Source organism: Cognatundibacterium rivi, assembly GCF_018139565.1.
Classification (GTDB): domain Bacteria; phylum Pseudomonadota; class Gammaproteobacteria; order Burkholderiales; family Burkholderiaceae_D; genus Undibacterium; species Undibacterium rivi.
Genome location: NZ_JAGSPK010000001.1, coordinates 863,067 through 888,764 on the forward strand (window position 1 = coordinate 863,067; position 25,698 = coordinate 888,764).

The following is a 25,698-nucleotide window of genomic DNA, read 5'->3' on the forward strand; positions in this document are numbered from 1 at the left end:
GGAAATCGTGTTTATTTCATGTCTGTCCGCATTTCAAGCTTTCATTTTGCTGATCAGGCTACCTGGGTTTTGATTTTCTACTGATGTATATATATTCGTATGCGGACATTGCCGTTTGCGATGTGCATCGTCGATTTGCGGTATCAGGTATCCCTTGAAATAATCAGAATCAGCCCTATTTACGGGTGTAATGTGTATTTGAATGGAGAAACAGGATGCAAGAACAAGAAAATTATCAGGCTGAAAACCCTGCTACGACAGTTGAGAATGCTGAAATTACAGCGGCAGAGGCTGTTGTAGAGCCGCAAAATGCCTCTGCGGATGACGCTGTAGCCAAAATTGCTGAGTTAGAAGCGCGGGTTGCTGAATTGCAGGATGCTTTTATGCGCGCCAAAGCTGATGGTGAAAATATCCGCCGCCGTGCGCAGGAAGATATCGCGAAAGCACATAAATTTGCGATTGAAGGTTTTGCGGAAGCGATGGTGCCCGTCAAAGATAGCCTGGAAATGGCCTTGAAAGTGGAAACGCCATCCATTGATTCTTTAAAAGAAGGCGTGGAAATTACGCTGAAGCAATTGAATTCTGCATTTGAAAAAAATCGCTTGCTGGAAGTGAACCCGGCTCAGGCGGAAAAACTTGATCCGACCAAACATCAGGCTGTCTCTATGGTTCCGGCAGAACAAGAGGCCAACACTATCGTGACCGTACTGCAAAAAGGCTACACGATTGCGGATCGTCTTTTGCGTCCGGCTTTAGTGACTGTTGCGCAAGGAAAGTAAGAAAAACGTAAAAAAACCGCATAAAACGCTTGAAAAGCGGGTTTTTTACCTTATATCCGGAACAGACGAGTTGGTTTTGCTGCTAAATTCAGACCGACTCACCAACATTGACAAATAAAATCTACATTCTAAGGGAAATATCATGGGAAAAATGATTGGTATTGATTTGGGTACAACCAACTCTTGCGTTGCAATCATGGAAGGCGGCCAGCCAAAAGTGATTGAAAATGCAGAAGGTGCGCGCACGACACCATCGATTATCGCGTATCAGGAAGACGGCGAGATTCTGGTCGGCGCCTCTGCAAAACGTCAGGCAGTAACGAATCCGAAAAACACTTTATTTGCGGTCAAACGTCTGATCGGTCGTAAATTTGAAGAAAAAGAAGTACAAAAAGACATCAGCCTGATGCCTTACACGATTTCCAAAGCAGACAATGGTGATGCTTGGGTTTCTGTGCGCGATAAAAAATTAGCGCCACCACAGATTTCCGCTGAAGTTTTGCGCAAAATGAAAAAGACCGCCGAGGACTATCTCGGTGAAGAAGTGACAGAAGCAGTTATTACCGTTCCTGCTTACTTCAACGATGCACAACGTCAGGCAACGAAAGATGCTGGTCGTATCGCTGGTCTGGATGTGAAACGCATCATCAATGAACCAACCGCAGCGGCATTGGCGTTTGGCCTCGATAAAAAAGAAAAAGGCGATCGTAAGATTGCTGTGTATGACCTTGGTGGCGGTACTTTCGACGTTTCCATTATTGAAATTGCAGACGTTGATGGCGAAATGCAGTTTGAAGTGTTGTCGACGAACGGCGATACTTTCCTCGGTGGTGAAGATTTTGATCAACGCATCATTGATTACATCATCACTGAATTTAAAACGATCAACGGTCTGGATTTGTCGAAAGACCCTATCGCTTTGCAACGTATCAAGGCTTCTGCTGAACGCGCAAAAATTGAACTGTCAAGCGCACAGCAAACTGAAATCAATGAGCCATATATCGCGATGGCGAATGGCGCACCGGTGCATCTGAACTTGAAAATCACGCGCGCCAAATTGGAAGCGCTGGTCGAAGAGCTGGTTAAGAAAACTATAGAACCTTGCCGTCTGGCGATTAAAGATGCTGGCGTTAAAGTATCTGATATCGATGACATCATTCTGGTTGGCGGTATGACCCGTATGCCTAAGGTTCAGGAACTGGTCAAAGAGTTCTTCGGTAAAGAACCACGTAAAGACGTGAATCCGGACGAAGCAGTTGCGGTCGGCGCAGCAATTCAGGGTTCCGTATTGTCTGGCGATCGTAAAGATCTGTTGTTGCTGGATGTGACACCATTGTCTCTGGGTATCGAAACTCTGGGCGGCGTGATGACCAAGATGATTCAGAAAAACACGACGATCCCGACCAAGTTCAGTCAAGTGTTTTCAACCGCTGATGATAACCAGCCAGCGGTGACGATCAAAGTGTTCCAGGGTGAACGTGAGATCGCTGCCGGTAATAAAGGTCTGGGCGAATTCAATCTGGAAGGTATTCCACCAGCAGCACGTGGCACGCCACAAATTGAAGTCACGTTCGATATCGATGCGAACGGTATTTTGCACGTGGGTGCGAAAGACAAAGCAACCGGTAAGGAAAACAAAATCACTATTAAGGCAAACTCCGGTTTGACTGAAGAAGAAATTCAGAAAATGGTGAAAGATGCTGAGCTGAACGCGGAAGAAGACAAAAAGGTCAAAGAACTGGCTGAGTCCCGCAATCAGGGGGATGCATTGGTGCACTCAACCAAAAAAGCGCTGGCTGAACATGGCGACAAACTGGACGCAAGCGAGAAAGAAAAAATCGAAGCTGCGATCAAAGAGTTGGAAGATGTGTTGAAAACCGGCGACAAAGTTGAGATCGATACTAAGCTTGGCGCTTTGACGACTGCAGCTCAGAAACTGGGCGAAAAAGTCTATGCGGATATGCAGGCACAGCAAGCTGCAGCAGGTGCAGCGGGTGGTACTGCGGACGCTGATGCAAAAGCGAAAGATGACGATGTTGTCGATGCCGACTTTAAAGAAGTAAAAGACAATAAGTAATCCCCAGTCTGACGGGCTTGCCCGTCATCACTCGCCGGGTGGCTCGCGCTTGCGTTGCTGGCCCGGCGTTTGCGCTTAATACAGAGGTTAACAAGAGATGGCGAAGCGTGATTTTTATGAAATTCTCGGCGTCGGTAAAAACGCTTCAGAAGACGAAATTAAAAAGGCTTATCGCAAGCTGGCGATGAAGTACCATCCGGATCGTAATCCGGACAATAAGTCTGCCGAAGAGAAATTCAAGGAAGCCAAAGAGGCTTACGAGATGCTTTCCGACAGCCAGAAACGGGATGCCTACGACCGTTACGGTCATGCCGGTGTTGATCCGAATATGGGTGGCGGTGGTGGTGGCGGTGCAGGTGGTTTTGCGGATGCGTTCGGCGATATTTTTGGTGATATTTTCGGCGGTGGTCGTCGTAGTGCGGGTCCGCAGGTGTATCGCGGTGCTGATTTGCGATACAACCTTGAAATCACACTCGAGCAGGCCGCGAACGGGTTTGATACGACGATACGTGTGCCTAGCTGGGATGAGTGCGACACTTGCCACGGCTCGGGCGCAAAACCCGGTACGTCACCGGTAACGTGTACTACTTGTGGCGGCCACGGTCAGGTACGGATGCAGCAAGGTTTGTTCAGTATCCAGCAAGCTTGTCCTAAGTGTCATGGCACAGGGAAAATGATTCCTGATCCATGTACCGCTTGCTCAGGTGTTGGTCGCATCAAGCGCAATAAAACCCTGGAAGTTAAAATTCCGGCGGGGATAGACGATGGCATGCGTATCCGTTCATCGGGTAACGGTGAGCCTGGCGTCAACGGCGGGCCTCCGGGTGATTTGTATGTAGAGATACATATCAAGCAGCATCCAGTGTTCCAGCGCGAAGGCGATGATTTGCATTGCGAGATTCCAATTTCCTTTGTGAAAGCGGCTCTGGGCGGTGAGATTGAGGTACCGACGCTGAGTGGCAAAGCATCGTTCACTGTACCGGAAGGAACACAGTCAGGTAAAACTTTCCGTTTGCGCAGCAAAGGCGTGAAGGGCGTGCGTTCGGGTTATGCCGGCGACTTGTTCTGTCACGTTGTGATAGAAACGCCAGTCAAGCTGACCGAAAAGCAAAAGCAGCTGTTAAAAGATTTTGAGCAGTTGACGGTAGAAGGCGGGGCGAAGCACAACCCCCAAAGTAAAACCTGGATGGATAAAGTAAAAAAATTCTTTGAATAATTTTGCTAAAGAAAAGCCCCGTTGATGTTGAACGGGGCTTTTTCACGTTGACTACCTGTGTTGACGGACGATGGTATTTTAAAGCAGGCATCAGGCAGATAAATTTGCTGCAAAATTAGAGAGCAGACTCCAAAATCAGCGCTGACGATACGCGTCTGAATCGGTTAAGCTAAAGAGCCAATATAAAAACTACATTATAAGTAGCGGTACCCGGATTTATCAGCGACAGCATCTCATCTGCCAAGCCTGATCAATCTGGAATCAATAAAATATCAACAGGAGACAAAAATGCGTTGGAATCAATATAAATGTTGGTTAGCCGGGCTGGGTCTGACCCTGCTCAGTACAGCAAATGCCGGTACCGTAGATATAGCAGGTGCCAAATTTGAAGATACGGTACATGTCGCAAACACCGATCTGAAATTGAATGGCGCAGGGATCCGCTACAAAGCTATTTTCAAAGTGTACGCAGCAGGTCTGTATCTCAAAGACAAGAAAAATACCGTACCTGAAGTCCTTGCCTCGCAAGGACCGCGTCGGGTCACGATCGTGATGCTGCGCGATCTCAGTAACGAAGATTTTGGCCGCGGCTTTATGCAAGGTATACAACAAAATACAGACAAAGCAGAAAAAGTGAAATTCACTTCGCAGTTTCTCCGTTTCGGCGAGTTGTTTGCATCCGTTCCTGAATTGAAAAAAGGGGATGTCATGGTGAACGACTGGGTTCCCGGCGTTGGTACCGTGGTGTATTTAAATGGAAAAAAAATGGGTGAACCTTACCCTGACATTGGATTTAACAACGCATTGTTGCGCATCTGGTTAGGTGAAAAACCCGTTGACAGCGGCTTGAAGAAAGCGATGCTGGCAGAGCCTGACGACAGAAGTATGTATCGTTAATTTGCCTTGATTTGAAACAGAAAAAGCCGTACCTGCCCGGGTACGGCTTTTTCTGTTTATGCAGCTTACCTGCATAAAGGTTAGAATCACGCCTGTTTTCAATATCAGGACAGGATGATGACCGAGAAAAATCGTGCCGAATTAACTCCGGAACAGTTATTTGAAAATAATCGTCAATGGGCGCAGGCAATCTCCAACCGCGATGCTGATTTTTTTAAAAAACTCGCAGCCCAGCAAAATCCTGAATATCTCTGGATAGGCTGCTCTGACAGCCGCGTCCCTGCCAATGAGTTACTGGGACTCTTACCTGGTGAGTTGTTTGTCCACAGAAATATCGCTAACGTTGTCGTTCATTCAGATTTAAATTGCCTCTCCGTGCTGCAGTTCGCGGTCGATATTCTGGGCGTCAAACACATTATCATTTGTGGTCATTATGGTTGCTCAGGCGTACATGCCGCGATGACCGGACGGCGTGTCGGTCTGGCCGATAACTGGCTGCGCCACGTGCAGGATGTGCACCAGAAGCATGAACGCTATCTTGGTGAGACACTGAACACAAAACAGCGTGCAGACCGTTTGTGTGAACTGAACGTGATCGAGCAAGTCGTCAACCTGTGCCAGACCACCGTGATTCAGGATGCGTGGGAACGCGGTCAGACATTGACTGTGCACGGTTGGGTCTACGGGATTCAGGATGGCTTATTAAATCCACTGGGAATGGCGGTCAGTTCACCGGAAATGCTCGCCACCCAGTTTGCCGCGAGTTTGACCCGGTATCAGGAATAAACAACGTATTTCGTTCATTCAATTCTGATGGCCAGATCGCGTCCAGATATGGCCACATTGCCAGCATAGTCCGCAGCAAAAATCCGCAGAACATAATCACCGGCAGCCAGTTTATCTAAAGGCAGGTGAGCATTTCTGGCGTAGCCATCACGCACCACATTACTGGCCTGATACAAAAAGCGGGTTTTCGCGTTGCCATGCACGGTAATGCCACTGCCCTCTGCATAGGCGACTTTGACGGATGAGCGATCAGGCGGCAACTGATTAAATTCTATCGTTACCACAGCCTGCTCATAACCGGCGACGGCTGTGCCATTCGCATGCAGGAATTGATAGCCTATCTTGTACAAGCCCAGTCGCCTGCGCGACAGATTGTCATCGCTCTGATCATAGGCATCGACAAGCAGATTCAATGGCGGGCTCTGGCGCGGGATGAGGAGGCGATTATCCTGTTTCTGTTTCAATGGTTTGCCCTGATCGTCGGTGATTTGCATCGACTCAATCACTGGTTCTGTTTCATCTTTAAAGCCGGGGAAAGGCAAAGCTAAGGGATTGATTTCGCCGCTACCGAGGCTGTAATTCAGATGAACATGGTACATGCGGTTGATGCTGCCTAAAGCATCGCCGGTTTTGAATTTTGTGCCGCGCGGAATTCTTACTGCAGTTGGCTTTCCCTGCATATCATTTAAGATCTGAAAGCGCCGGACATCGATCAGCAGGTTGTCGCGGTCGGGTCCTGCTTTCATGTGGATGTAAGAAAAATGATCGATATTGATTCCTTCATTCAGCGTGCCATATCCCCACGCAGTGACAGGATGACGCACCTTTTCGTCGGCAACGGCATATACGGTCGCGCCGAGATTGCCTTGTATATCCAGCCCGCTATGAAAATGATCGCGCGCTTCACCATCCGTTTTTCCTCGCACTTCTCCCATTGTGCCAACCACTTCGTGTGCTGTTTGGAATGGTTTGATGGGCCACGGAAAAGTCTGGCCGGCAAACATCGTTTGCAGGTCCGGGCGGGTCAGCGGGAATTTGCTTTGTTCCGGCGTCGTTGGCGGCGCTGACGTTAGATGGTAAATCGAAGTCGTGCCCGAATCTGCGATCATGATGTCACCAGTCGCTGTCACCAGCAAACCGGTCGGTGAAGATAGTCGTAAAACCTGTTCATCACCGGCGACAAAATCAACATCGATGCCTGTGACGCCTCTGAGCAAGCCGTCCGGTGTCAGATGCAAAATCCTGCCTTCGCCACTTTCACCGATATAAACATGATCGTCATGTGTGACTGCCAGCCCGACCGGGCGTCGCATCAGCGCATTTTTGTCGTTGCTGGCGGATTGCTGCAAGGTGCTGACAATCCCCGCTGTCGTCAGCTTGCGAATCGCGTTATTGCGGGTATCGGCAATGATCAGATCATTATGTGAATTAAGTGCAATGCCAGACGGTGTATCGAATAAGGCATCGCTGGCAGCGCCATCCAGCAAGCCATTTTGCTTACCGCCAGCGATGGTGCTGACTTTGCCGTCGGTCGATATGCGGCGAATTTTATCGTTATAGGTATCGGCGACATAAACATTGCCATCGGCGTCGACGGCGACGGCCAGAGGTGCATTCAGTTGCGCCGAAGTGCCATCACCATCACGATCACCCGCTTGCCCGTTGCCAGCCAAAGTCGTGACTTGTCCCTGAACCGAGATTTTGCGTATCGCGTGATTGCCTGTATCGGCGACATACAGATTGCCCTGTTTGTCGATGGCGATGCCGGACGGTGTATTGAATGCTGCCTGCATACGTTCGCCATCGGCGAAACCTTCCTTTCCCCCGGCGTAGATGCTGACCTGACCATCGGCGGTGATACGGCGTATCACATTATTATCGGCGGCATCCGTCACATACAGATTGCCTTGCTGATCCTGCACTATGCCGAAAGGATCTGCAAAACGGGCCTGCAATGCCGCGCCGTCACGTTTCCCTGCAGTGCCATCGCCCGCGAAACGTAATACATGCGGATGCCAGTCCGTGGACGTTGGTTGCAGTCGCGGCTTGCCCCTCAGTTTTTTGCCGATGTCTGCTATCAGGCTATCACTGTGCTGGTTGCCGGAGGATGGTGAAAAAAAGTAAGCGGCGCTGCCAAGCAGCAGCGTAGTTACCAGCGTAATCACCAGCGTTGTGATCAGTGCCGGTTTCGGGAAATGCATTGCCACCTGAGATTCCAATACGGGGAGATGAGTGTCGCAGCTTAACGTATTTACCTGCAGATCACCAGCCATGCGGTGCTGACAGCGGCAGGCGGAAATTCATGCCAGAATGCAGTCTGATTTTGTAAGTAGCGTACAACCAAGATCAGCATCAGTGTTGGCTTCTGGCTGCTTTTCGTGCCAGCAGGCGCATGTTATCTGGGGCATCTGAAATGAATACCTTATTGCGGCGAAATGAGATGAAGACAATGAAAATCAGTGTGCAACCAAACAAGCTTTTACTGTCGAAATGGACGGCGGTACAAGTCGTCGCAAAGCAAAAGCATTTCATTGTCAGCAAAGTGATTCTGCCTGAGCCAGGCGCGCCGTCTGATGCCTTGCCGGAAATGGTCGAAATTGAAGCGGTGTATAGCAAAACAGCGAGCAAAGCAGTGCGTCAGATTCCGTGGCGCGAGTTACAGGATGAACGTCTGTGGAAACGGGGCTGGCACTGAAATTGACGCAGACGCTGACTGCTTGTTTATGCGGCGGTGGTGCGGAGTTCCAGTTTACCGTCGCGTAATTTCAGTCTGTGCATGTCGGGCAGGGCGATCAGCTCGCGGTCATGACACACCACCACGACACTGCTACCGGCCTGCGTCAGCGTCGGGATCAGGGCGATCACCTGTTCACGTGCTTCGCCGTCCAGATTAGCGGTCGGCTCGTCCAGCAACAGCAAACGTGGCTCCAGCACTTTGGCACGCGCCAGCGCTACTCTTTGTTTTTCACCGCCGGATAAATGTCGTGCATCGTGATCACTGAGATGCAATATGCCAGCCCAGCACATCGCGAGTGCGGCTTGTTTTTCGATATTTTCTGCTTTTCTTAAACGCAAACCGTAGGCGATGTTTTCGGCGACTGTGCCGGAAAACATCACAGGGTGTTGGTGTACGTAGACGATATCGTTACGTAAGTGGCGCGGATAAGGCGAGAAAGTCGTTGCATTGTCTAGGTACTTTATTTCGTCTGTCTGCGCCGATTCCAGCCCGGACAAGATGCGTAATAGTGTGCTTTTGCCGCTGCCGTTCATACCCGTCAGCACGTAAGCGCGTGATTGTTCGATGTTGATTTCGGCGATGTCGAGCAGGTGTCGCTGCCCGAATGATTTACGTAAACCGCGTACTTGTAACAGCGTGCTCATTGCAGTTGCTCCGCATTCCGGGTGTCACCTTGCAACAGCATCAGCGCCGCATTCATGACCAGTGCCAGTGCGATCAAGACCATGCCGAGCGCAATGCCCTGCGCAAATTCACCTTTACTGGTTTCGAGGGCGATGGCTGTTGTGATGGTGCGGGTTTCACCGGCGATATTGCCGCCGACCATCATGGCGCAACCGACCTCGGATAACACCCGCCCAAAGCCATTGATCAGCGCTGCCATGACGCCGAAACGCACTTCATGCAACACCGTCCACATCACCTGGCGGCGATTCGCGCCCAGCGTGATCGCGGTTTCCGCCAGCCGCGGGTCGGCCGATTGCACCGCGCTCAGGGTAAATGCCGTCAGGACTGGAAATGCAATCACGGCTTGCCCGGCAATGATGCCCGTCTGGCTGAACAACCATTGCCATGAGCCGAGCAAGCCCTGCCGGCTTAACAGCAGATACAGTAATAAACCGATCAGCACCGTTGGCAGCGAGAGGGCGGCCTGCACCAGCCAGATCGCGATACGGCGGCCGGGAAATGCGTGACTGGCAATGGTATAGCCGAGCAGCAGCGCCGGTGGCGTTGCAAAGGCTAAACCGACCAGCGAAGTTTTGAGCGAGACCCAGACAATATTCCACAGCGTTTCGTCGCCGCTGAACAAGAGGGAAAACGCGTCCTGAATCGCGATGCTGATATTCATCGTTACCGATCAGAAGCAGTGTTCCGGTCCGGGGAAAGACTGATCTTTCACTGCCGCGACATATGCCGTCACTGCGGCGTCAATGCTGGTCTGACCTTCCATGAAATTTTTCACAAAACGTGCTTTACGGCCAGGGAAAACGCCGAGTAAATCATGCATCACCAGCACCTGACCGGAACAATCCGCACCAGCGCCGATACCGATGGTTGGTATCGTCAGCGAGTCGGTGACTTCTTTGCCGAGCGCAGCAGGAATCGCTTCGAGTACCAGCAGGCTGGCACCGGCGGCTTGCACCGCGAGTGACTCCGCCTTGAGCAAATCGGCAGCCGCTGAGGTTTTACCCTGGACTTTATAACCGCCGAGCTGATGCACCGATTGTGGTGTCAGCCCCAGATGCGCGCAGACCGGAATGGCGCGCTCAGTCAGAAATTTGATGACTGGCAGCAACCAGGTACCGCCTTCAATTTTCACCATCTGCGCGCCAGCCTGTATCAGCGGCACCGCATTGTTATACGCTGCTTCCGGCGTTGCGTAGCTGCCGAATGGCATGTCGGCGACGATCAGCGCTTTCTGATTGCCGCGTGCGACTGAGGCAGTGTGATAGGCAATGTCCGCAATTGTCACTGGCAGGGTCGATTGGTGTCCCTGACAGACCATGCCTAGCGAGTCACCGATCAACAATATTTCGACACCGCACCGGTCCATCAAAGACGCAAAGCTGGCATCGTAGCAAGTCAGCATCGTGATCTTATTGCCTTGCTCACGCATAGACATTAAGCCGGGAATGCTGACTGCTTTACGGTCCTGCAAATATTCCGCCATGTGTTTCTCCAAAGGTAAGGCTGTCATCTGTTATCTCTGACAGCGTCATCAGGCGCTTAAGTCCTAGTTCCTGAAAATAAAATAAACAGCGCCGACCAGACATAAGCCGGCCCAGACGTAATCGAGTTTGAACGGTTGCCCCATATAAAACATCGCAAACGGCACGAACACGATCAGCGTCAGCGCTTCCTGCAAAATTTTGAGCTGTGCCAGACTGTACTGAGTGTAACCGATACGATTCGCCGGCACTTGCAGCAGATATTCAAACAGCGCAATGCTCCAGCTGATCAGCGCGGCGATCCACCAGCTTTTGCTGGATAAATTCTTCAGATGACCGTACCAGGCGATGGTCATGAACACATTCGACATGATCAGGAGGCCGGTTGTTTGTACGATAACTGGTATTTGCATGGGAGTATCCCGTAAAAACGGCTTAATGTCCTTGATTTTAAAGGGGCTTAAAACATACTGGGGGGAGTATATTTAAGCCGATTTAGCTCGCTGGTAACCTGAAAATAGCCTGCTGAGCGACTCCGGTAACAAAGGTCTGTGCTGACCCGTGGCCAGGGATGTTGATTTCCGGCGCGATTTCCAGCAGCGGCAACAGCACAAATGCACGTTCCGTCATGCGCGGATGCGGCACGCTGAGTTGTTCGGTCGCGATCTGCTGATCCGCATATAACAACAAATCCAGATCCAGCGTGCGCGGTGCATTCCGGTATGGCCGTTCACGACCAAATGCCTGCTCGATGTCCTGCAAGGCCAGCAATAAATCGCCGGCGCTCAGGCTGGTGGTGACGGCTGCCACCGCGTTCACATAATCGTCACCGCTGGAGTCAATCGGTGCGCTGCTGTACAGCGACGAAGCGCGTTGCAACTGCGTCGCCGGAATCCGGCCAAGGCGGGCGATGGCTTGTCGCACCGTCTCCTGTGCATCGCCCAGATTCGCACCGATACCGATATACGCCAGCATCATTCTTGTGCTGCTGCCTTGCGTGGCGCACGGCGGCGTGGCTTGCGCTTTTTCGCTGCACTGGCACCTGCCGGTGCTTTCGGTTTGCTGTTAATCAGGCGCTCACGTTCATCGGCATCGCCATTGATGAAGGCTGTCCACCATTCACCGATTTCGGCATCGATCTCGCCCGAGGCACAACGTAGCAACAGAAAATCATAGGCAGCCCGCATGCGCTGATGTTCGAGCATTTTGTAGGGCGTTTTGCCGACGCGCTTTTCAAAACGCGGCTGCATCGCCCAGATATCACGCATATCCGCGCCGATTTTGCGTTGAATCGCGAGTGCATCGGTTTGCGTATTCAGCACATCATCGGCCGCCAGATGCAATGCCGGAATCGGAAATTCGCCAGCAGCTTTGTAGGCTTCCCATTTCTCCAGCACCTGATGCCACAACAGCGAGGCGAACAGGAAACTTGGTGAAACGCGTTTGCCCTGTTGTATGCGTTCATCGGTATTCGCCAGTGCAAGCGTGATGAATTTCTCACCCATAGGTTGTTCCAGCACCACGTCCAGCAAAGGCATCAGGCCGTGATGCAGGCCTTCTTTGCGCAGTTCCTGCAGACATGCCATGGCGTGACCGCTGGTCAGTAATTTCAGCATTTCATCGAAGACGCGTGCTGCCGGTACATTATTAATCAGCGGCGCCATCACCGCGATCGGTGCCTGTGTGGCCGGGTCTATCGTAAATTGCAATTTCGCCGCAAAGCGCACCACGCGCAGCATACGCACCGGGTCTTCGCGGTAGCGTGCTTCAGGTACGCCGATAATACGCAGGATTTTTTTACGGATATCTTTGATGCCGCCGTGGTAATCCAGCACCGTTTGCGAGGCTGGATCGTAGTACATCGAATTGATAGTGAAATCGCGTCGCGCCGCATCTTCATGCTGCTCGCCAAAGGTATTGTCGCGCAGCACGCGGCCATGTTCATCTTTTGGTGCAGCGTCATTTGATGGACCGCGGAAAGTCGTGACTTCAAGCAGATCCTGACCGAACATTACGTGCACGATCTGAAACCGGCGACCGATGATAAAAGCGCGACGGAACAGGCGTTTGACTTGTTCTGGCGTGGCGTTGGTGGCGATGTCAAAATCTTTCGGCTTTACACCCGTCAGCAGATCGCGCACGGCTCCGCCCACGATAAATGCTTTGAAACCATTGTCCTGCAAGGTCTGGGTGACGCGAATTGCATTCGCCGACACCAGTTGCGGATTAATGCCATGCTCTTTCGCGCTCAGCACGGTCGGTTTGCGATTGCTGACGGCAGCTACGGTAGCTTCCGGGGCGCTTTTCACGCCGAGTATTTTGCGAATAAATTTCTTGATCATTGTTTGTCGAACAGCTGGATTTGAGGCCATCCTTTTGCCAGCGCATGTGCGCTCAATCTGGCATTCGGATTGGTGGCGACAGGATGTGTCACGACCTCGAGTAAAGGGATATCGTTGTGGGAGTCGCTATAAAAATGGCTGCTGCCAAAATCGCTGAGTTGTTTTTCTTGTTTTGCTAACCAGTTCTGTAAATGGATGACTTTGCCAGCGCCCGAAGTCGGCACGCCCAGCAGTTTACCAGTGATGTTGTTGGCGGCATCAAGCTCAGGCTCGGCCGCCAGTAAATGCGATACGCCCAGCGCCTGTGCAATCGGGGCGGTAACAAAGCGATTGGTTGCCGTGATAATCGCGATCAGGTCTTCCTGATCCTGATGCTTTTTCAGTAAATCAAACGCTGCCGGTAACAAAGCAGGCTGTATGACTTCGTGCATGAACTGCTGATGCAGCTCATCGATTTTCTGGCGTGGAAACTGCGCCAGCGTACCGAGTGCAAATTCCAGATACTCCACCGGATCAAGAGTGCCAGCCTGATATTGCGCAAAAAAATCGGCATTCCGCCTGGCAAATGCTTCGGCATCCACCGCGCCGACGCGGCATAAAAATTGGCCCCATTCGTAATCGGAATCGATAGGAATCAGGGTATGGTCGAGATCAAATAAGGCAATATTGGGCATGCTGTTGTATTCCGGATTCAGGGCTGTTGTTGCAGCATCAGTTCACGCAGGAGCGGCAGGGTAATTGGGCGCTTGGTGACCAGCGAATAGTGATCGAGCTGATCCAGCATCGCGGTTAATGAACTCATGTCGCGTCGGTAGTGCGTGATCAGATAGGGTAACACGCCTGCCGATAACTGGATGCCGCGTGCCTGCGCTGCACGTTCCAGAGCATCGATCTTATCTTCGTCGGTGAGTTCATGCAGCTGGTAAATCAGCCCCCAGCCAAAGCGGGTACGTAAATCATCGCGCACATTCAAGATCATCGGCGGATGGTTGCCCGCCGCCACCAGAAAACCGCCGCGCGCCCGGGCTTCATTAAACAGATTGAACGCCGCTATCTGGTTTAGCGGTGACAATTGTTCGCAATCGTCGAGCAGGTAGAGGCTGACTTCATCGCTGAAATCAAATGCTTCTTCCGGCGCATTAGCGGGAATGTAGCGGGAACCGGGATGATCTGCGAGGGCATGCAGCAGATGGGTTTTTCCGGCACCGGCTTCGCCCCAGATATAGACCGAGCGTTCGCCATACTGACTTGCAATACGCTGCGAGAATAAACCCAGCAATTGCGCCAGTTCGGCATTTTGTCCGACCACAAAGGTAGCAAGGGATGGCAGCTTTTGCGCATCCAGATCGAGTAAAAGTTGCCTCATGGCTGGCGATAAAAAGGACTGTTCAGGTAAGAGCTGCGTATATGTTTGACGGCAACCGAGATGATTGCCGACGCCGGTAACGCAACCAGAATACCGATGAAACCAAATAACTGGCCAAACGCCATCAGCGCAAAAATCACGGTCAGCGGATGCAGACCGATGCGTTCACCGACCAGGCGCGGCGTCAGTATGAACGATTCTAAAAATTGTCCGAAGCCATAAATAATGCCGACGTAAATCAGGCCACTCAGATCATTGAACTGTAAGACCGCACCGATCAGCGCAAGCGCCAGCCCTATGCCGTAGCCGAGATAAGGAATAAACACCAGAAAGCCGGTGATGATGCCGACCGGCAGCGCCAGATCAAAACGGGCAATGCTCAGCGCGATTGCGTAGTAGGCAGCGAGCACGATCATGACCAGAATTTGTCCGCGCAAATACTGCGCCAAAATATCGTCAACCTCATTCACGGCATTATTCGCGCCATGCACCCAGCGGCGCGGGATGAAATGCGCAATCCTGTGGATCAGCGCGTGCCAGTCCAGCAACAGATAAAACAGCACTATCGGAATCAGCAATAAATTCGCCAGCAGACCGAGCAGGGCAGTGCCGCCAACGCGTATCGATGATAAAACTGCCTTGCCGATGACGTCGCCGCTGCCTGCCATTTGCTCGGTCAGCAAGGCTTTAATCCCGGTACTGTCGAGGCGTATCGTGAATCCGTAATGCGCCAGAAACGGCGAAATCACTTGGTCGAACTTGTCAAAAAAACGCGGTATCTGTTCTTGCAACTGCGGCGCTTCTTTTTGCAGAATGGGCACAATAATCAAGACCATTGCCAACGCCGCAGCGATGACGAAAATAATCAGCAGTGTGGCGGCTACTGTGCGCGGCAGACGCAGATTTTTGTATCGCAGCGCACACAGTTTATCGACCCAGGGGTTGAGGACATACGCGAGGATGGCGGCGACGATGAATGGCATTAACACCGGACCAAGCAACGACAGCAATAGCAGAAACGCTGCACCGACGAGGATCCAGAGTAGGGATTGCTTTTGTTCCGGCGAAAAAGAAAATGGCATTTTCAGATGGTGTGCTTGCAAATAAGTTGTCGGCTTGTTACGTATCGCCCAAAAATAGGTCAATACGCAGTCATTTTGTTAAAATAGCGGTTTTGCCGGAGTTTTCTGGCAATTTTCCTATTTTACCGCCTCAAGCCCCCTACTGACGAATATCATGAGCACTTCTACCCCTGTTTCTCTCTCTTACGCCGACGCCGGTGTCGATATGGTTGCTGGCGACGCGTTGGTCGATGCGATCAAGCCTTTTGCAAAACGCACGATGCGCGAAGGCGTCATGGCCGGTATCGGTGGTTTTGGCGCGATGTTTGAAGTCAGCAAAAAATTCAAAGAGCCTGTGCTGGTTTCTGGTACCGATGGCGTTGGCACCAAGCTGAAACTGGCATTTCATCTGAATAAGCATGACACGGTCGGTATCGATCTGGTTGCGATGAGCGTCAACGATATTCTGGTGCAGGGCGCTGAGCCTTTGTTCTTCCTCGATTATTTCGCTTGCGGCAAGCTGGATGTGGCGGCCGCCACGGACGTCATCAAAGGCGTGGCTTTCGGTTGCGAACAAGCTGGCTGCGCACTGATCGGTGGTGAAACTGCTGAAATGCCATCGATGTATCCGGATGGTGAATACGATCTGGCTGGTTTTGCGGTCGGTGCGGTTGAAAAATCCAAAATCATCGACGGCAGCAAAATTCAGCCGGGTGACGTGATTCTGGGTCTGGCTTCTTCCGGTATTCACTCCAACGGTTTTTCGCTGGTGCGCAAAATCATTGAAGTGGCAAAACCTGACCTGAATGCCGATTTCCACGGACGCAGCCTGGGCGATGCACTGATGGCACCGACACGTATTTACGTCAAACCTTTGCTGGCGCTGATGGAAGCGATGGAAGTCAAAGGCATGGCGCATATTACCGGCGGTGGTCTGGTCGAGAATGTACCGCGCGTGCTGGGTGACAAACTGACTGCGGTCCTGCATAAAGATGCGTGGACTCTGCCGCCATTATTCACATGGCTGCAACAACACGGCGGTGTGGCAGATGCCGAAATGCACCGCGTATTCAACTGTGGTATCGGCATGGTGGTGATTGTGTCTGCTGAAAATGCAGATGCCGCGATGGCACAACTGAGCGCCGCTGGCGAATCGGTGTATCGCATCGGTGAAATCCGTGCCCGCGAAGGCAATGAACATCCGACTATCGTTGTTTAAGCATAGAACTTACACAAACTGCCCCAGCGGCTTTACGGCCGCTGGCTGTAAATAGGCATCGTGTAGCGCGCTGTAACTCGCGGAGACAAATTGCATCAGTGTTGAATCAAACAAAAGGTGAATCAGGGGAATAGTTTGAGTCCCAGATTTTCCGCGACTTAATAAATTTAATAATCAACTTGCTCATTTTCAATTAATTAAATTACACTTTATTTACTGTTGTTCGGTGCAGAATCTGAAACTGGATTTTGTTAAAGACCACTTAAATGTTAATTAATTAAAATGAAAAAAATAATTTCACTGAGCTTGTTGAGTATGTTGGCTGGATGTGGCGGCGGAGGCGGTAACAGTGGCGATAGCACCACTACGCCACCGGGTAATTCAGGTTTTTCGCCATCTTCCACGCTGGCAAATCTTTGCGCCAATCCCCGCGCGAATACCAGCGACCGTCAGGGGACCGTCGAGAACGAAAAATCCTATTTGCGTTCTTTTGTCGACGAAACTTATCTCTGGTATGCCGATATACCTTCTAATATCGTGGCTGCAAATTATGCGACGCCACAACTCTACTTCGATGTACTGAAAACAAACGCCAAGACTAATTCTGGCGCAAGTGTTGATCAGTTCCACTGGTCGCAAACGACCGCATCCTGGAACGCGTCGTCATCAGGTATTGCTCAGGATTACGGTATCAAATGGATGGCAAAAGGTACTGCACCATCACGCATTTTTCTCGCCGCTGATGTCGCACCGGGCTCCCCGGCTGCACTGGCAGGAATCAAGCGCGGCGATATCATCACTTCGATTGATGGCGTGGTTGCCACAGAGGCGACAGTTGACGGCGTTGCCGCTTTGAATGAACTTCTCTCGCCAACCAAAGTGGTTGCTCATAAATTAGGATTCAATGGCGCTGCCGAGATCAGCCTGACACCGGCGACCTATTCCACGTCAACTGTGCAGAATGTGAAAACTATTCCAACGGCATCCGGTACGGTTGGCTATTTTATATTCGATACGCATATCGCGAAATCCGAAGCTGAGCTGATTGCCGCCATCAAGCAACTGAAAGCAGCGAACGTGACGGATCTGGTCATCGATCTGCGTTACAACGGCGGTGGCCTGTTGTATGTTGCGAGTCAACTGGCATATATGATTGCCGGACCTGCTACGACAAACGGACAGATATTTGAAAAGCTGACGTACAACGATAAGCTCACCGCAAAAAATACGGTATATCCGTTCTATGCGGTCACCACGGCGAATGAGCAGCTCCCTTATCTGGGCTTAAAACATGTCACCTTGCTGGTCACACGTAATACTGCGTCCGCCAGCGAATCCATTATTAACGGTTTGCGCGGAGTCGATGTTGCGGTTGATCTGATCGGTGATCTGACACGTGGTAAGCCTTACGGTTTCGTGCCTCAGGATAACTGCTCTTACACCTATTTCGCGATACAGTTTAAAGGTGTGAATCAAAAAGGGTTCGGTGATTATGCTGACGGCTTTGCACCGACCTGCAAAGCGTCTGACGATGTTACTCATCTGCGCGGCGATGCAAATGAAACGATGTTGAAAACGGCTTTATCTTATCGTCAGACAGGTTTGTGTCCGGCTAATTCTGCTGGTGCCAGTGTTCCTGGCGCTGAGTCAGCTTATGAGTTGATACGTCCGGCAAGTCAGGAAATGCGTATTCTCGCGACGATGCCACACTGATGAAATATCCGCTTACATTTGCCGCCAGTATTCTGATGCTGTCGGCATGTCAGTTCACTGCCGCTTCCCCAGATAAAGCGGCAGTGTTGCAGACATCCGATGCCGTAGTGATGCGGGAGTTAGGTGCCGCAATCAGCAGCATGAGTGGTTTTTCTGAAGTCGCTTTATCTGCTTCTGATTTCATGCATAGCAGCGAAGTGATCATAGAGCGCAAGCATCAGACGAACCAGCATGGTGAGCTGATACAAGGGCGCGACTTGGAAATGCCGCATCGCTTCAGGCTTGAGACGAATGGCACGCAATGCTGGCTGCTTCATTTGAACTCGGGACAACGTCGCCTTTTGAATACAGCCCGCTGTCAGGCGAAATAAATCAGGTAATGAGAACATCAACTTCCGCGCATCTCCGGCCGGAAGTTGATGATCGATGTGCCAACCGATCACTTGCAGATTGGAAAACGAAAGATGAACGTCAAACGCTGCGCCTGGGCAAATTCTGCCAATCCTTTGTATCTCGATTATCACGATAACGAGTGGGGACGGCCTTGTCATGATGAAAACCGCTTGTTTGAAATGCTGAATCTGGAAGGCGCTCAGGCTGGGTTAAGCTGGGAAACCGTCTTGAATAAGCGCGCCAGTTATCGCGTCGCTTTTGATGACTGGGACGCAAAAAAAATCGCGCAGTACGATGCCGAAAAGGTCGCTGAACTATTGGCCAATCCCGGCATCGTGCGTAATCGTTTAAAAGTGGCGGCGACCATCAGTAATGCCAAAGCGTATTTGCAACTATGTGAGGAGGTCGGCAGTCTGGACAAGTATCTGTGGGCATATGTGGATGGCAAACCGATACTGAATCACGGCGAGCGGATAGTCACGACAGCTTTGTCTGATCGCATTTCCAAGGATTTGCGTCAACGCGGATTTAAATTTGTCGGTTCAACGATTATCTACGCGTATATGCAGGCGATAGGCATGGTGCAGGATCATGCTGCAGACTGCGACTGGCGTCAGTCCTCAGTCTGATCAATAACTTTTAGCGAAAAATAAAAAGCGTATCAGTGTTGATGTGGATTGCTGCATTGTTCCGCGAAGGATTGCAGATTGCCGATTGTGGACGTACCGGAAGTTTTATCCGGATGCGCAACCATCACAGGCTTGTGAGCACTGGCGACTGAAGTGGATGGATGATGTCCGCTCAGGCTGTTTGCAGACGCATTGATATCCCAGACCGGTGCTTCTATTCCCTCGAAGACGGCTTTTAATTGCTGCCCCCAGCTATTTCTGATCATTTGAAAATACTGATTTTTTTCATCAATGGTGACGAAGCGTGATACTGCCAGATGATTATTTTCATAGACCAGCAGATCCAATGGCAAGCCAACAGAGATGTTGGAACGCAGCGTGGAATCCATAGAGATCAACGCGCATTTTGCGGCATCGTCAAGACTGGTTGCCGTATTGATGACGCGGTCAAGAATAGGCTTGCCGTATTTGGCTTCGCCGATCTGAAAGTAAGTATTTTCGTTGTGCGCCTCAATAAAATTACCGGCCGAATAAATCTGAAACAGGCGGCAACGTTCGCCTTGGATCTGTCCACCAAACATCAGGCTGACATTAAAGTCGATGCCAAATTCAGATAAGGCTTTGGCGTCGCGCTGATGTATGACGCGCACGGCTTCGCCAAGAATGCGGGCAGCGTCGTACATACTCTGGACGTTCCAGATCGTATTGCCATTTGCATCCTGATACTCAGACAGTAGCTCGCGGATGGACTGCGAAATCGACAAATTACCCGCCGTCATCAATACCATCATGCGTTCACCGGCTTTCTCAAAGACGGACATTTTTCTGAATGTACCAACCTGATCTACGCCCGCGTTTGTGCGTGAGTCAGAGAGAAAAACCAGCCCGGCATCGAGGCGTATGCCTACACAGTAAGTCATATTAAATCTTGAGTAGAGTATTTTGATTAGGTATCAGTCAGGATTTTACCTCAGGACATCATTGAACTGTCTCGCACCACGCTATTGCGGCGTTACCTGTACGCTGACTGTTAATGTTTCAATACCACCGCCACGCCGTATGCCACGAACCGGTGCCGCCGTATCGTAATCCCGTCCTACCGCAAGGCGGCAATAAGCATCCGTCATCAGTCTGACGTGGGTCACATCGATGCTGATCCAGCCGTGATAGTCATGGTCTTGCGCCCAGACATCGACCCAGGCGTGGCTCTCAGCGTGATCGCTGGACTCAGGATCGATATATCCGGAGACATAGCGGGCAGGTATCCCCATCACATGACAGCAAGCGAGAAATAAATGTGCATGATCCTGACACACGCCTTGCCCCATGACTAAGGCATCGTTGGCAGTAGTGGTGACGACCGTGCTGCCGGTTCGATAAGCAACCGCGTTCCTGATCTGATCTGCAAGAGAGAGAAGTTCATGAGTAGAGGCTGACTGCTTTCGTGGCAACGAACGTTTTGCCAATGCCTGAATCGATGAACTGCTTTCCGTGAGGCGGGTAGGGATTGTGAAGATTAACGGTGACCACGGTTCGCTGTCGATAATACGTCCTGCCTCGGGACTTCTGACATTAACAATGCCAGCCGCCAGTATATTGACCTCCAGATGCGGTTCAGTAATGGTCAGTGTATGCGATTGATTGCCATAGGCATCGGTGTATGCATGTCGATGTCCGGCAGCGACAATGTTCCACTGCGAAATATGTTGATGCAACTCCGTGCGTGGCGTCAGATGCAATTGCTGTATCGTGTATGACGACGGTGCGGAGTAGCGATATTTAGTCTGATGCCAGATATGGAGTTGCATAATGAATATTGGTGCAGTCAGGCAGCCAGAGGCACTAAAAAATCACGACTGATGCGATTTCCTAATTCAAAAATACGCTCCAGAAATTCTGTCAGTGTGTTGTGTAGTCCGGCGTTCAGAATATCTTCAATTGTGGCGAACTTTAATTCTGCATGCAACTTTCCGGCGAAGCGCTCTGTGTCTGCCGAGACATCATTACTGACCACCGCAAGATTGGCAACGACTTCATCCATACACGCCAATAAAGAGCGTGGCATATTACCGCGCAACATGAGTAATTCAGCCACGCGTTCCGGCGTGATCACATCGCGATACACCTTGCGATAAATCTCGAATCCGGAAACAGAATGCAGCAATGCTGCCCAGTAATAAAAATCTTTTTGTATACTGTCTTTCGATTGGCCTTTTGTTTTCGTACCGTGGAATTTCACATCCAGAATACGCGCTGTGTTATCTGCCCGCTCCAGAAACGTTCCTAGGCGTATGAAGTGAACCGCTTCATCTTTCAGCATGGTTCCCAGTGTCACGCCGCGCGATAAATGTGAACGGTATTTGACCCATTCAAAAAACTGGCTGGGGTCTTGTTCGACGATGCCGCTGGCAAGTTTTTCCTGCATCGATAACCAGGTCGCGTTCTGGGTTTCCCATACTTCGGTTGTCAGTGTGCCGCGCACCGCCCTGGCATTTTCTCTGGCCTCTTTTAAACAGGACGCAATCGAAGATGGATTCATCGGGTCGCGCACCATGAAATCCAGCACATCTTTTTTGGTCAGGATGCCGTAGTGGAAATCAAACGACGATTGCAACTCCGAAATACCCAGCATGGCACGCCAGCCATTTTCTGCGTGTTCGGCAGATTGTGGCAACATGGATGTCTGCACATTCACGTCCAGCATACGGGCGGTGTTTTCGGCGCGCTCTGTGTAGCGCGCCATCCAGAATAAATGATCAGCAGTTCTGCTCAGCATGTCAGTTCTCCAATACCCAGGTATCTTTGGTGCCGCCACCTTGTGACGAATTCACGACTAAGGAACCTTCCTCCAGCGCGACCCGCGTCAGTCCGCCGGGCGCCATCGATATCGTCTTGCCAGATAATACAAATGGACGTAAATCGATATGGCGTGGCGCAATGCCGCTGTCAACAAAGGTCGGGCAGGATGACAAGGCGAGTGTCGGTTGCGCGATATAGCCTTCTGGCTTGGCAAGCAGACGCAGGCGGAAATCTTCAATTTGTTGTTTGCTGGAAGCTGGGCCAACCAGCATCCCATAGCCACCTGCGCCATGAACTTCTTTCACGACCAATTCTGGAAGATGGGCGAGGGTATAGGCAAGGTCATCCGGTTTGCGACACTGATACGTCGGCACATTATTCAGTATCGGTTGCTCAGACAGATAAAATTTGATCATATCGGTGACATAAGGATAAATCGATTTATCATCCGCAACGCCGGTACCGATCGCGTTGGCGAGGGTTACGCGTCCGGCGCGATAAACCGATAACAGACCTGGTACGCCAAGTGATGAATCCGGGCGAAATGCGAGCGGATCGAGAAAGTCATCATCGACCCGGCGATAAATCACATCCACCCGTTTTGGTCCACGCGTGGTGCGCATATACACGGCGTTATCGTCGACAAACAGATCTTTACCTTCGACCAGTTCAACCCCCATTTGCTGCGCCAGAAATGCATGCTCGAAATAGGCAGAGTTATACATGCCCGGCGTCATGACAACGATGGTCGGATTATCGATTCCCATCGGTGCTACCGAGCGCAAATTATCCAGCAACATATCAGGGTAATGATCTACCGGCGCAATCTTGTTTTTGGCGAACAATTCAGGAAATAGCCGCATCATCATCTTGCGGTCTTCCAGCATATAAGAGACGCCGGATGGTACGCGCAGATTATCTTCTAATACGTAAAATTCACCTTGCCCGGCACGCACAATATCGACACCGGCGATATGCGCATAAATATCTGAGGCAACAGAAACGCCCTGCATCTCAGGCCGGTACTGCGCATTTTTGTAGATCTGTTCAGGCGGAATAATTCCGGCTTTAATGATGTTCTGCTCATGATAGACGTCATGAATAAACATATTCAGCGCCTTCACACGCTGCACCAATCCGGTTTCTAATAACGCCCATTCCTTCGCCGGAATAATACGGGGAATGATGTCAAAAGGAATCAGGCGTTCCGTGCCCGCGTCGTCGCCATAGACTGCGAAAGTAATACCGACACGACGAAAACTGAGATCGGCTTCGGCGCGTTTGCGTTGCAGACGTTCCGGCGATTGTTTTGCTAACCAGTGATGGAATTCGCGATAATGCTCACGCGTCGAATCCGCTGTGACGGAGGTGTCGGCCGTCATTTCATTAAAGAATTTTGCCATGTCCCGTTCCACGATTACTGAGTCAACTTAGCTATATCAAGAAGCGTGCCAAGCAAACTCAATCGTGTGAATCAGGGCGCGCGGATATAGTCAATCAGCTCCGTTGTATGTTGATCGGGCGCTGGTGTCATCAGGCTGGCGATTACCATGGCAATGAATCCGGCAGGAACACCGAATACGCCGGCCGATATTGGTGCGATATGCCACCATTGATTCGCAACACTGCCGCCAAATAAAGGGTGGGTGAATACCATATAGAACACACAGATAAAAAAGCCGGTGATGATGCCAGCAACAGCACCCTGGCGATTCGCGCGCTTCCAGAATATGCCCAATATCAGTGCAGGAAACAGCGTTGACGCGCCGACAGAAAATGCTGCACCAACAAGCGACAAAATATCAGCGGGTTTGAGCGAAGCCACATAGGCTGCGACCAGCGCTACCACCAGCAGCAGTAATTTTGAAATCGTTACCCGCTTTTGTGTCGATGCCGTGGGGTCAATGATTTTGTAATAGATGTCGTGTGACAAAGAGTTTGAAATGGTCAGCAGCAATCCATCTGCGGTTGATAGCGCTGCCGCCAGCCCACCAGCAGCGACCAGACCGGAAACAACGTAAGGTAATCCAGCAATTTCAGGCGTGGCGAGAACGATGATATCGCCATCAAGCACGATTTCTGCAAGTTGTACGATGCCGTCTTTATTGATATCGGTGATACTGACCAGCGGGTTGAGCTTATCGATGTTGGCCCAGTAAGTAACCCACGAAGGCAGTTTTGAAAATTCGCTGCCGACCAGTGAGTTATAGATATCGTACTTAACGAGTATCGCCAGCGATGGAATCGTGATGTACAGCAGCATGATGAAAAACAAAGACCAAAATACGGAGTCTCTGCTTTCTGTGACTGAGGGCGTCGTGTAATAGCGTGTCAGCACGTGAGGCAGGGCGGCGGTGCCCATCATCAGGCACAACACCAGTGCCATGAAGTTATTACGTTTGATATCGGATTCAGCCTTATCTTTGGCGGCATAAGGCGTGTATTGTGCAAAGCCTGGCCTCGATTTCAACAGATAGGAGTTGCGTGCTTCCGCCCAGCTATTTCTTGCGTCAGCTGGAGAGGCTGGATAGTTTGCCAGTGCACGGCTGGCGGTTTTGATTGCGATTAATGAGCCATTCCCGGCTTTTAATTCTTCCAGATTTTTTTGCAGCTCGGCGCGCCCGGATTCCCATGATTCAGGCAGTTGCTGAATTTTTTTATCGTATTCGTCAGCACGTAATTTATAAATGTCCCTGACTTCTTTTTCCTTGGGGCTGTTATCGAATTGGGCTTCTTTTTTTGCCAGCTCAGGCAGAAATGCGCCGTAGGATATTTGCGGAAATGGATTATCCGTATGTTTGGCTGACAGCCATGCGACCGGTATCATGAATGCGATCACGATGATGATGTATTGCGACACCTGGGTCCATGTGACGGCACGCATACCACCCAGAAATGAACACACCAGTATGCTGGCTAATCCAAGAAAAATGCCGACCGAAAAATCGACACCGGTAAAGCGCGACGTGATCAGACCAACGCCGTAAATCTGCGCCACGACATAGATGAAAGATATGAACACCGTCGCCAGTACTGCCAGAATGCGTACGGTACTGGTATTGGGTTTGCCTGAAAACCGCGTCGCCAGAAAATCTGCAATCGTGTATTGACCAAATTTTCTGATGTACGGTGCGATCAGCATGGCAACCAGGCAAAACCCACCCGTCCAGCCTATGATGTAGGCCAGTCCCTCAAAGCCTTGTAAATACAGGCCTCCGGCAAGACTTAGAAAACTGGCGGCAGACATCCAGTCCGCCGCGGTCGCCATACCATTGAATACCGCGGGCACCCGTCTTCCGGCGACATAGTATTCCGCAATGTCCGAGGTGCGGCTGACCAAGCCTATGCCCGCGTAAATAACGATGGTGGCGAACATAAACAGATAGCCTATCCAGACTCGTGGCACACCTTCTTTTTCCAGTATCGTCAGGACGATCAGAAAGATAAAAAAGAGTAAGGTATACCAAAGATAGTAGGACGTTAATCTCTGTGTAAATCGTTTTTGTGGCGACATGT

25 protein-coding genes are annotated in these 25,698 nt (G+C 50.8%); 10 read left to right on the plus strand and 15 right to left on the minus strand.

The genetic code is table 11. The features are described from left to right. Positions 1–215: 215 nt before the first annotated feature. From grpE to can, 5 genes are all read left to right on the plus strand, one after another. Entirely contained in the window at positions 216–779 is a 564-nt protein-coding gene (gene grpE, locus KDM87_RS03910; RefSeq protein ID WP_212677820.1) for a nucleotide exchange factor GrpE, read from the plus strand. 142 nt (positions 780–921) lie between these two features. Beyond that, positions 922–2,856 (plus strand): molecular chaperone DnaK, encoded by a 1,935-nt coding sequence (gene dnaK, locus KDM87_RS03915; RefSeq protein WP_212677821.1) that lies wholly within the window; start codon positions 922–924, stop codon positions 2,854–2,856. A 97-nt stretch (positions 2,857–2,953) separates the two neighbouring features. Next, the gene (gene dnaJ, locus KDM87_RS03920) at positions 2,954–4,072 is read left to right on the plus strand and encodes a molecular chaperone DnaJ (RefSeq protein ID WP_186884888.1); all 1,119 of its coding nucleotides are present in this window, start codon (positions 2,954–2,956) and stop codon (positions 4,070–4,072) included. Between the two features lie 288 nt (positions 4,073–4,360). Then, positions 4,361–4,969: a chalcone isomerase family protein gene (locus KDM87_RS03925; protein WP_212677822.1), complete on the plus strand. Its 609-nt coding sequence runs from the start codon at positions 4,361–4,363 to the stop codon at positions 4,967–4,969. Positions 4,970–5,086: 117 nt separating this feature from the next. Next, positions 5,087–5,755, plus strand: a complete 669-nt coding sequence (gene can / locus KDM87_RS03930) for a carbonate dehydratase (protein ID WP_212677823.1) — start codon at positions 5,087–5,089, stop codon at positions 5,753–5,755. Positions 5,756–5,769: 14 nt separating this feature from the next. On the opposite strand, the gene KDM87_RS03935 is transcribed toward can, so the two are convergent. Continuing rightward, on the minus strand, positions 5,770–7,956 hold the full coding sequence (locus tag KDM87_RS03935) for an NHL repeat-containing protein (RefSeq protein ID WP_230407593.1): 2,187 nt from the start codon (positions 7,954–7,956) through the stop codon (positions 5,770–5,772). Positions 7,957–8,195: 239 nt separating this feature from the next. On the opposite strand from KDM87_RS03935, the gene KDM87_RS03940 reads away from it, so the two are divergent. Further along, positions 8,196–8,450 carry a TIGR02450 family Trp-rich protein gene (locus KDM87_RS03940; RefSeq protein WP_230407559.1) on the plus strand — a complete coding sequence of 85 codons (255 nt, stop codon included), beginning with the start codon at positions 8,196–8,198 and terminating at the stop codon, positions 8,448–8,450. 26 nt (positions 8,451–8,476) lie between these two features. Here the strand turns inward: KDM87_RS03940 and KDM87_RS03945 are convergent, their stop codons facing one another. The 9 genes from KDM87_RS03945 to KDM87_RS03985 all read right to left on the minus strand — a co-directional run bounded on the left by KDM87_RS03945 (position 8,477) and on the right by KDM87_RS03985 (position 15,450). Further along, the gene (locus KDM87_RS03945; protein WP_212677825.1) at positions 8,477–9,136 is read right to left on the minus strand and encodes an ABC transporter ATP-binding protein; all 660 of its coding nucleotides are present in this window, start codon (positions 9,134–9,136) and stop codon (positions 8,477–8,479) included. Beyond that, the gene (locus KDM87_RS03950; protein ID WP_212677826.1) at positions 9,133–9,840 is read right to left on the minus strand and encodes an ABC transporter permease; all 708 of its coding nucleotides are present in this window, start codon (positions 9,838–9,840) and stop codon (positions 9,133–9,135) included. Before KDM87_RS03950 ends, KDM87_RS03945 begins: the two co-directional genes overlap by 4 nt. Before the next feature lie 9 nt (positions 9,841–9,849). Next, the gene (panB, locus tag KDM87_RS03955) at positions 9,850–10,662 is read right to left on the minus strand and encodes a 3-methyl-2-oxobutanoate hydroxymethyltransferase (protein ID WP_212677955.1); all 813 of its coding nucleotides are present in this window, start codon (positions 10,660–10,662) and stop codon (positions 9,850–9,852) included. Between the two features lie 63 nt (positions 10,663–10,725). Then, positions 10,726–11,073 carry a DMT family protein gene (locus KDM87_RS03960; protein ID WP_212677827.1) on the minus strand — a complete coding sequence of 116 codons (348 nt, stop codon included), beginning with the start codon at positions 11,071–11,073 and terminating at the stop codon, positions 10,726–10,728. Between the two features lie 82 nt (positions 11,074–11,155). Continuing rightward, positions 11,156–11,635, minus strand: a complete 480-nt coding sequence (folK, locus tag KDM87_RS03965) for a 2-amino-4-hydroxy-6-hydroxymethyldihydropteridine diphosphokinase (RefSeq protein ID WP_212677956.1) — start codon at positions 11,633–11,635, stop codon at positions 11,156–11,158. Next, the gene (gene pcnB / locus KDM87_RS03970) at positions 11,635–13,002 is read right to left on the minus strand and encodes a polynucleotide adenylyltransferase PcnB (protein WP_200177995.1); all 1,368 of its coding nucleotides are present in this window, start codon (positions 13,000–13,002) and stop codon (positions 11,635–11,637) included. Before pcnB ends, folK begins: the two co-directional genes overlap by 1 nt. Beyond that, positions 12,999–13,676 carry a histidinol-phosphatase gene (locus tag KDM87_RS03975; protein WP_212677828.1) on the minus strand — a complete coding sequence of 226 codons (678 nt, stop codon included), beginning with the start codon at positions 13,674–13,676 and terminating at the stop codon, positions 12,999–13,001. The genes pcnB and KDM87_RS03975 overlap by 4 nt, the downstream gene beginning before the upstream one ends. Positions 13,677–13,693: 17 nt before the next feature. Further along, on the minus strand, positions 13,694–14,368 hold the full coding sequence (gene hda, locus KDM87_RS03980) for a DnaA regulatory inactivator Hda (protein ID WP_212677829.1): 675 nt from the start codon (positions 14,366–14,368) through the stop codon (positions 13,694–13,696). After that, positions 14,365–15,450, minus strand: a complete 1,086-nt coding sequence (locus KDM87_RS03985) for an AI-2E family transporter (protein WP_212677957.1) — start codon at positions 15,448–15,450, stop codon at positions 14,365–14,367. Before KDM87_RS03985 ends, hda begins: the two co-directional genes overlap by 4 nt. Before the next feature lie 154 nt (positions 15,451–15,604). Here KDM87_RS03985 and purM point away from each other — a divergent pair, with 154 nt between their 5' ends. The 4 genes from purM to KDM87_RS04005 all read left to right on the plus strand — a co-directional run bounded on the left by purM (position 15,605) and on the right by KDM87_RS04005 (position 19,383). Continuing rightward, positions 15,605–16,648 carry a phosphoribosylformylglycinamidine cyclo-ligase gene (gene purM, locus KDM87_RS03990; RefSeq protein ID WP_212677830.1) on the plus strand — a complete coding sequence of 348 codons (1,044 nt, stop codon included), beginning with the start codon at positions 15,605–15,607 and terminating at the stop codon, positions 16,646–16,648. Between the two features lie 282 nt (positions 16,649–16,930). Continuing rightward, complete coding sequence (locus KDM87_RS03995) at positions 16,931–18,361, plus strand: S41 family peptidase (RefSeq protein WP_230407560.1); 1,431 nt, start codon at positions 16,931–16,933, stop codon at positions 18,359–18,361. After that, positions 18,361–18,732, plus strand: coding sequence for a hypothetical protein (locus tag KDM87_RS04000; protein WP_212677831.1), 372 nt, complete (start codon positions 18,361–18,363; stop codon positions 18,730–18,732). Before KDM87_RS03995 ends, KDM87_RS04000 begins: the two co-directional genes overlap by 1 nt. A gap of 93 nt (positions 18,733–18,825) precedes the next feature. Then, positions 18,826–19,383 (plus strand): DNA-3-methyladenine glycosylase I, encoded by a 558-nt coding sequence (locus KDM87_RS04005; RefSeq protein ID WP_212677832.1) that lies wholly within the window; start codon positions 18,826–18,828, stop codon positions 19,381–19,383. A 32-nt stretch (positions 19,384–19,415) separates the two neighbouring features. Here KDM87_RS04005 and KDM87_RS04010 read toward each other — a convergent pair whose 3' ends face one another. The 5 genes from KDM87_RS04010 to KDM87_RS04030 all read right to left on the minus strand — a co-directional run bounded on the left by KDM87_RS04010 (position 19,416) and on the right by KDM87_RS04030 (position 25,696). Then, entirely contained in the window at positions 19,416–20,303 is an 888-nt protein-coding gene (locus KDM87_RS04010) for a proteasome-type protease (RefSeq protein WP_212677833.1), read from the minus strand. Positions 20,304–20,384: 81 nt separating this feature from the next. Further along, positions 20,385–21,191, minus strand: a complete 807-nt coding sequence (locus KDM87_RS04015) for a transglutaminase family protein (protein ID WP_212677834.1) — start codon at positions 21,189–21,191, stop codon at positions 20,385–20,387. A 17-nt stretch (positions 21,192–21,208) separates the two neighbouring features. Further along, on the minus strand, positions 21,209–22,159 hold the full coding sequence (locus KDM87_RS04020) for an alpha-E domain-containing protein (protein WP_212677835.1): 951 nt from the start codon (positions 22,157–22,159) through the stop codon (positions 21,209–21,211). 1 nt (position 22,160) lies between these two features. Continuing rightward, positions 22,161–23,585 (minus strand): circularly permuted type 2 ATP-grasp protein, encoded by a 1,425-nt coding sequence (locus KDM87_RS04025; RefSeq protein ID WP_212677836.1) that lies wholly within the window; start codon positions 23,583–23,585, stop codon positions 22,161–22,163. Positions 23,586–23,656: 71 nt separating this feature from the next. Further along, positions 23,657–25,696, minus strand: a complete 2,040-nt coding sequence (locus tag KDM87_RS04030; protein ID WP_212677837.1) for a sodium:solute symporter family protein — start codon at positions 25,694–25,696, stop codon at positions 23,657–23,659. Between the last annotated feature and the right edge of the window lie 2 nt (positions 25,697–25,698).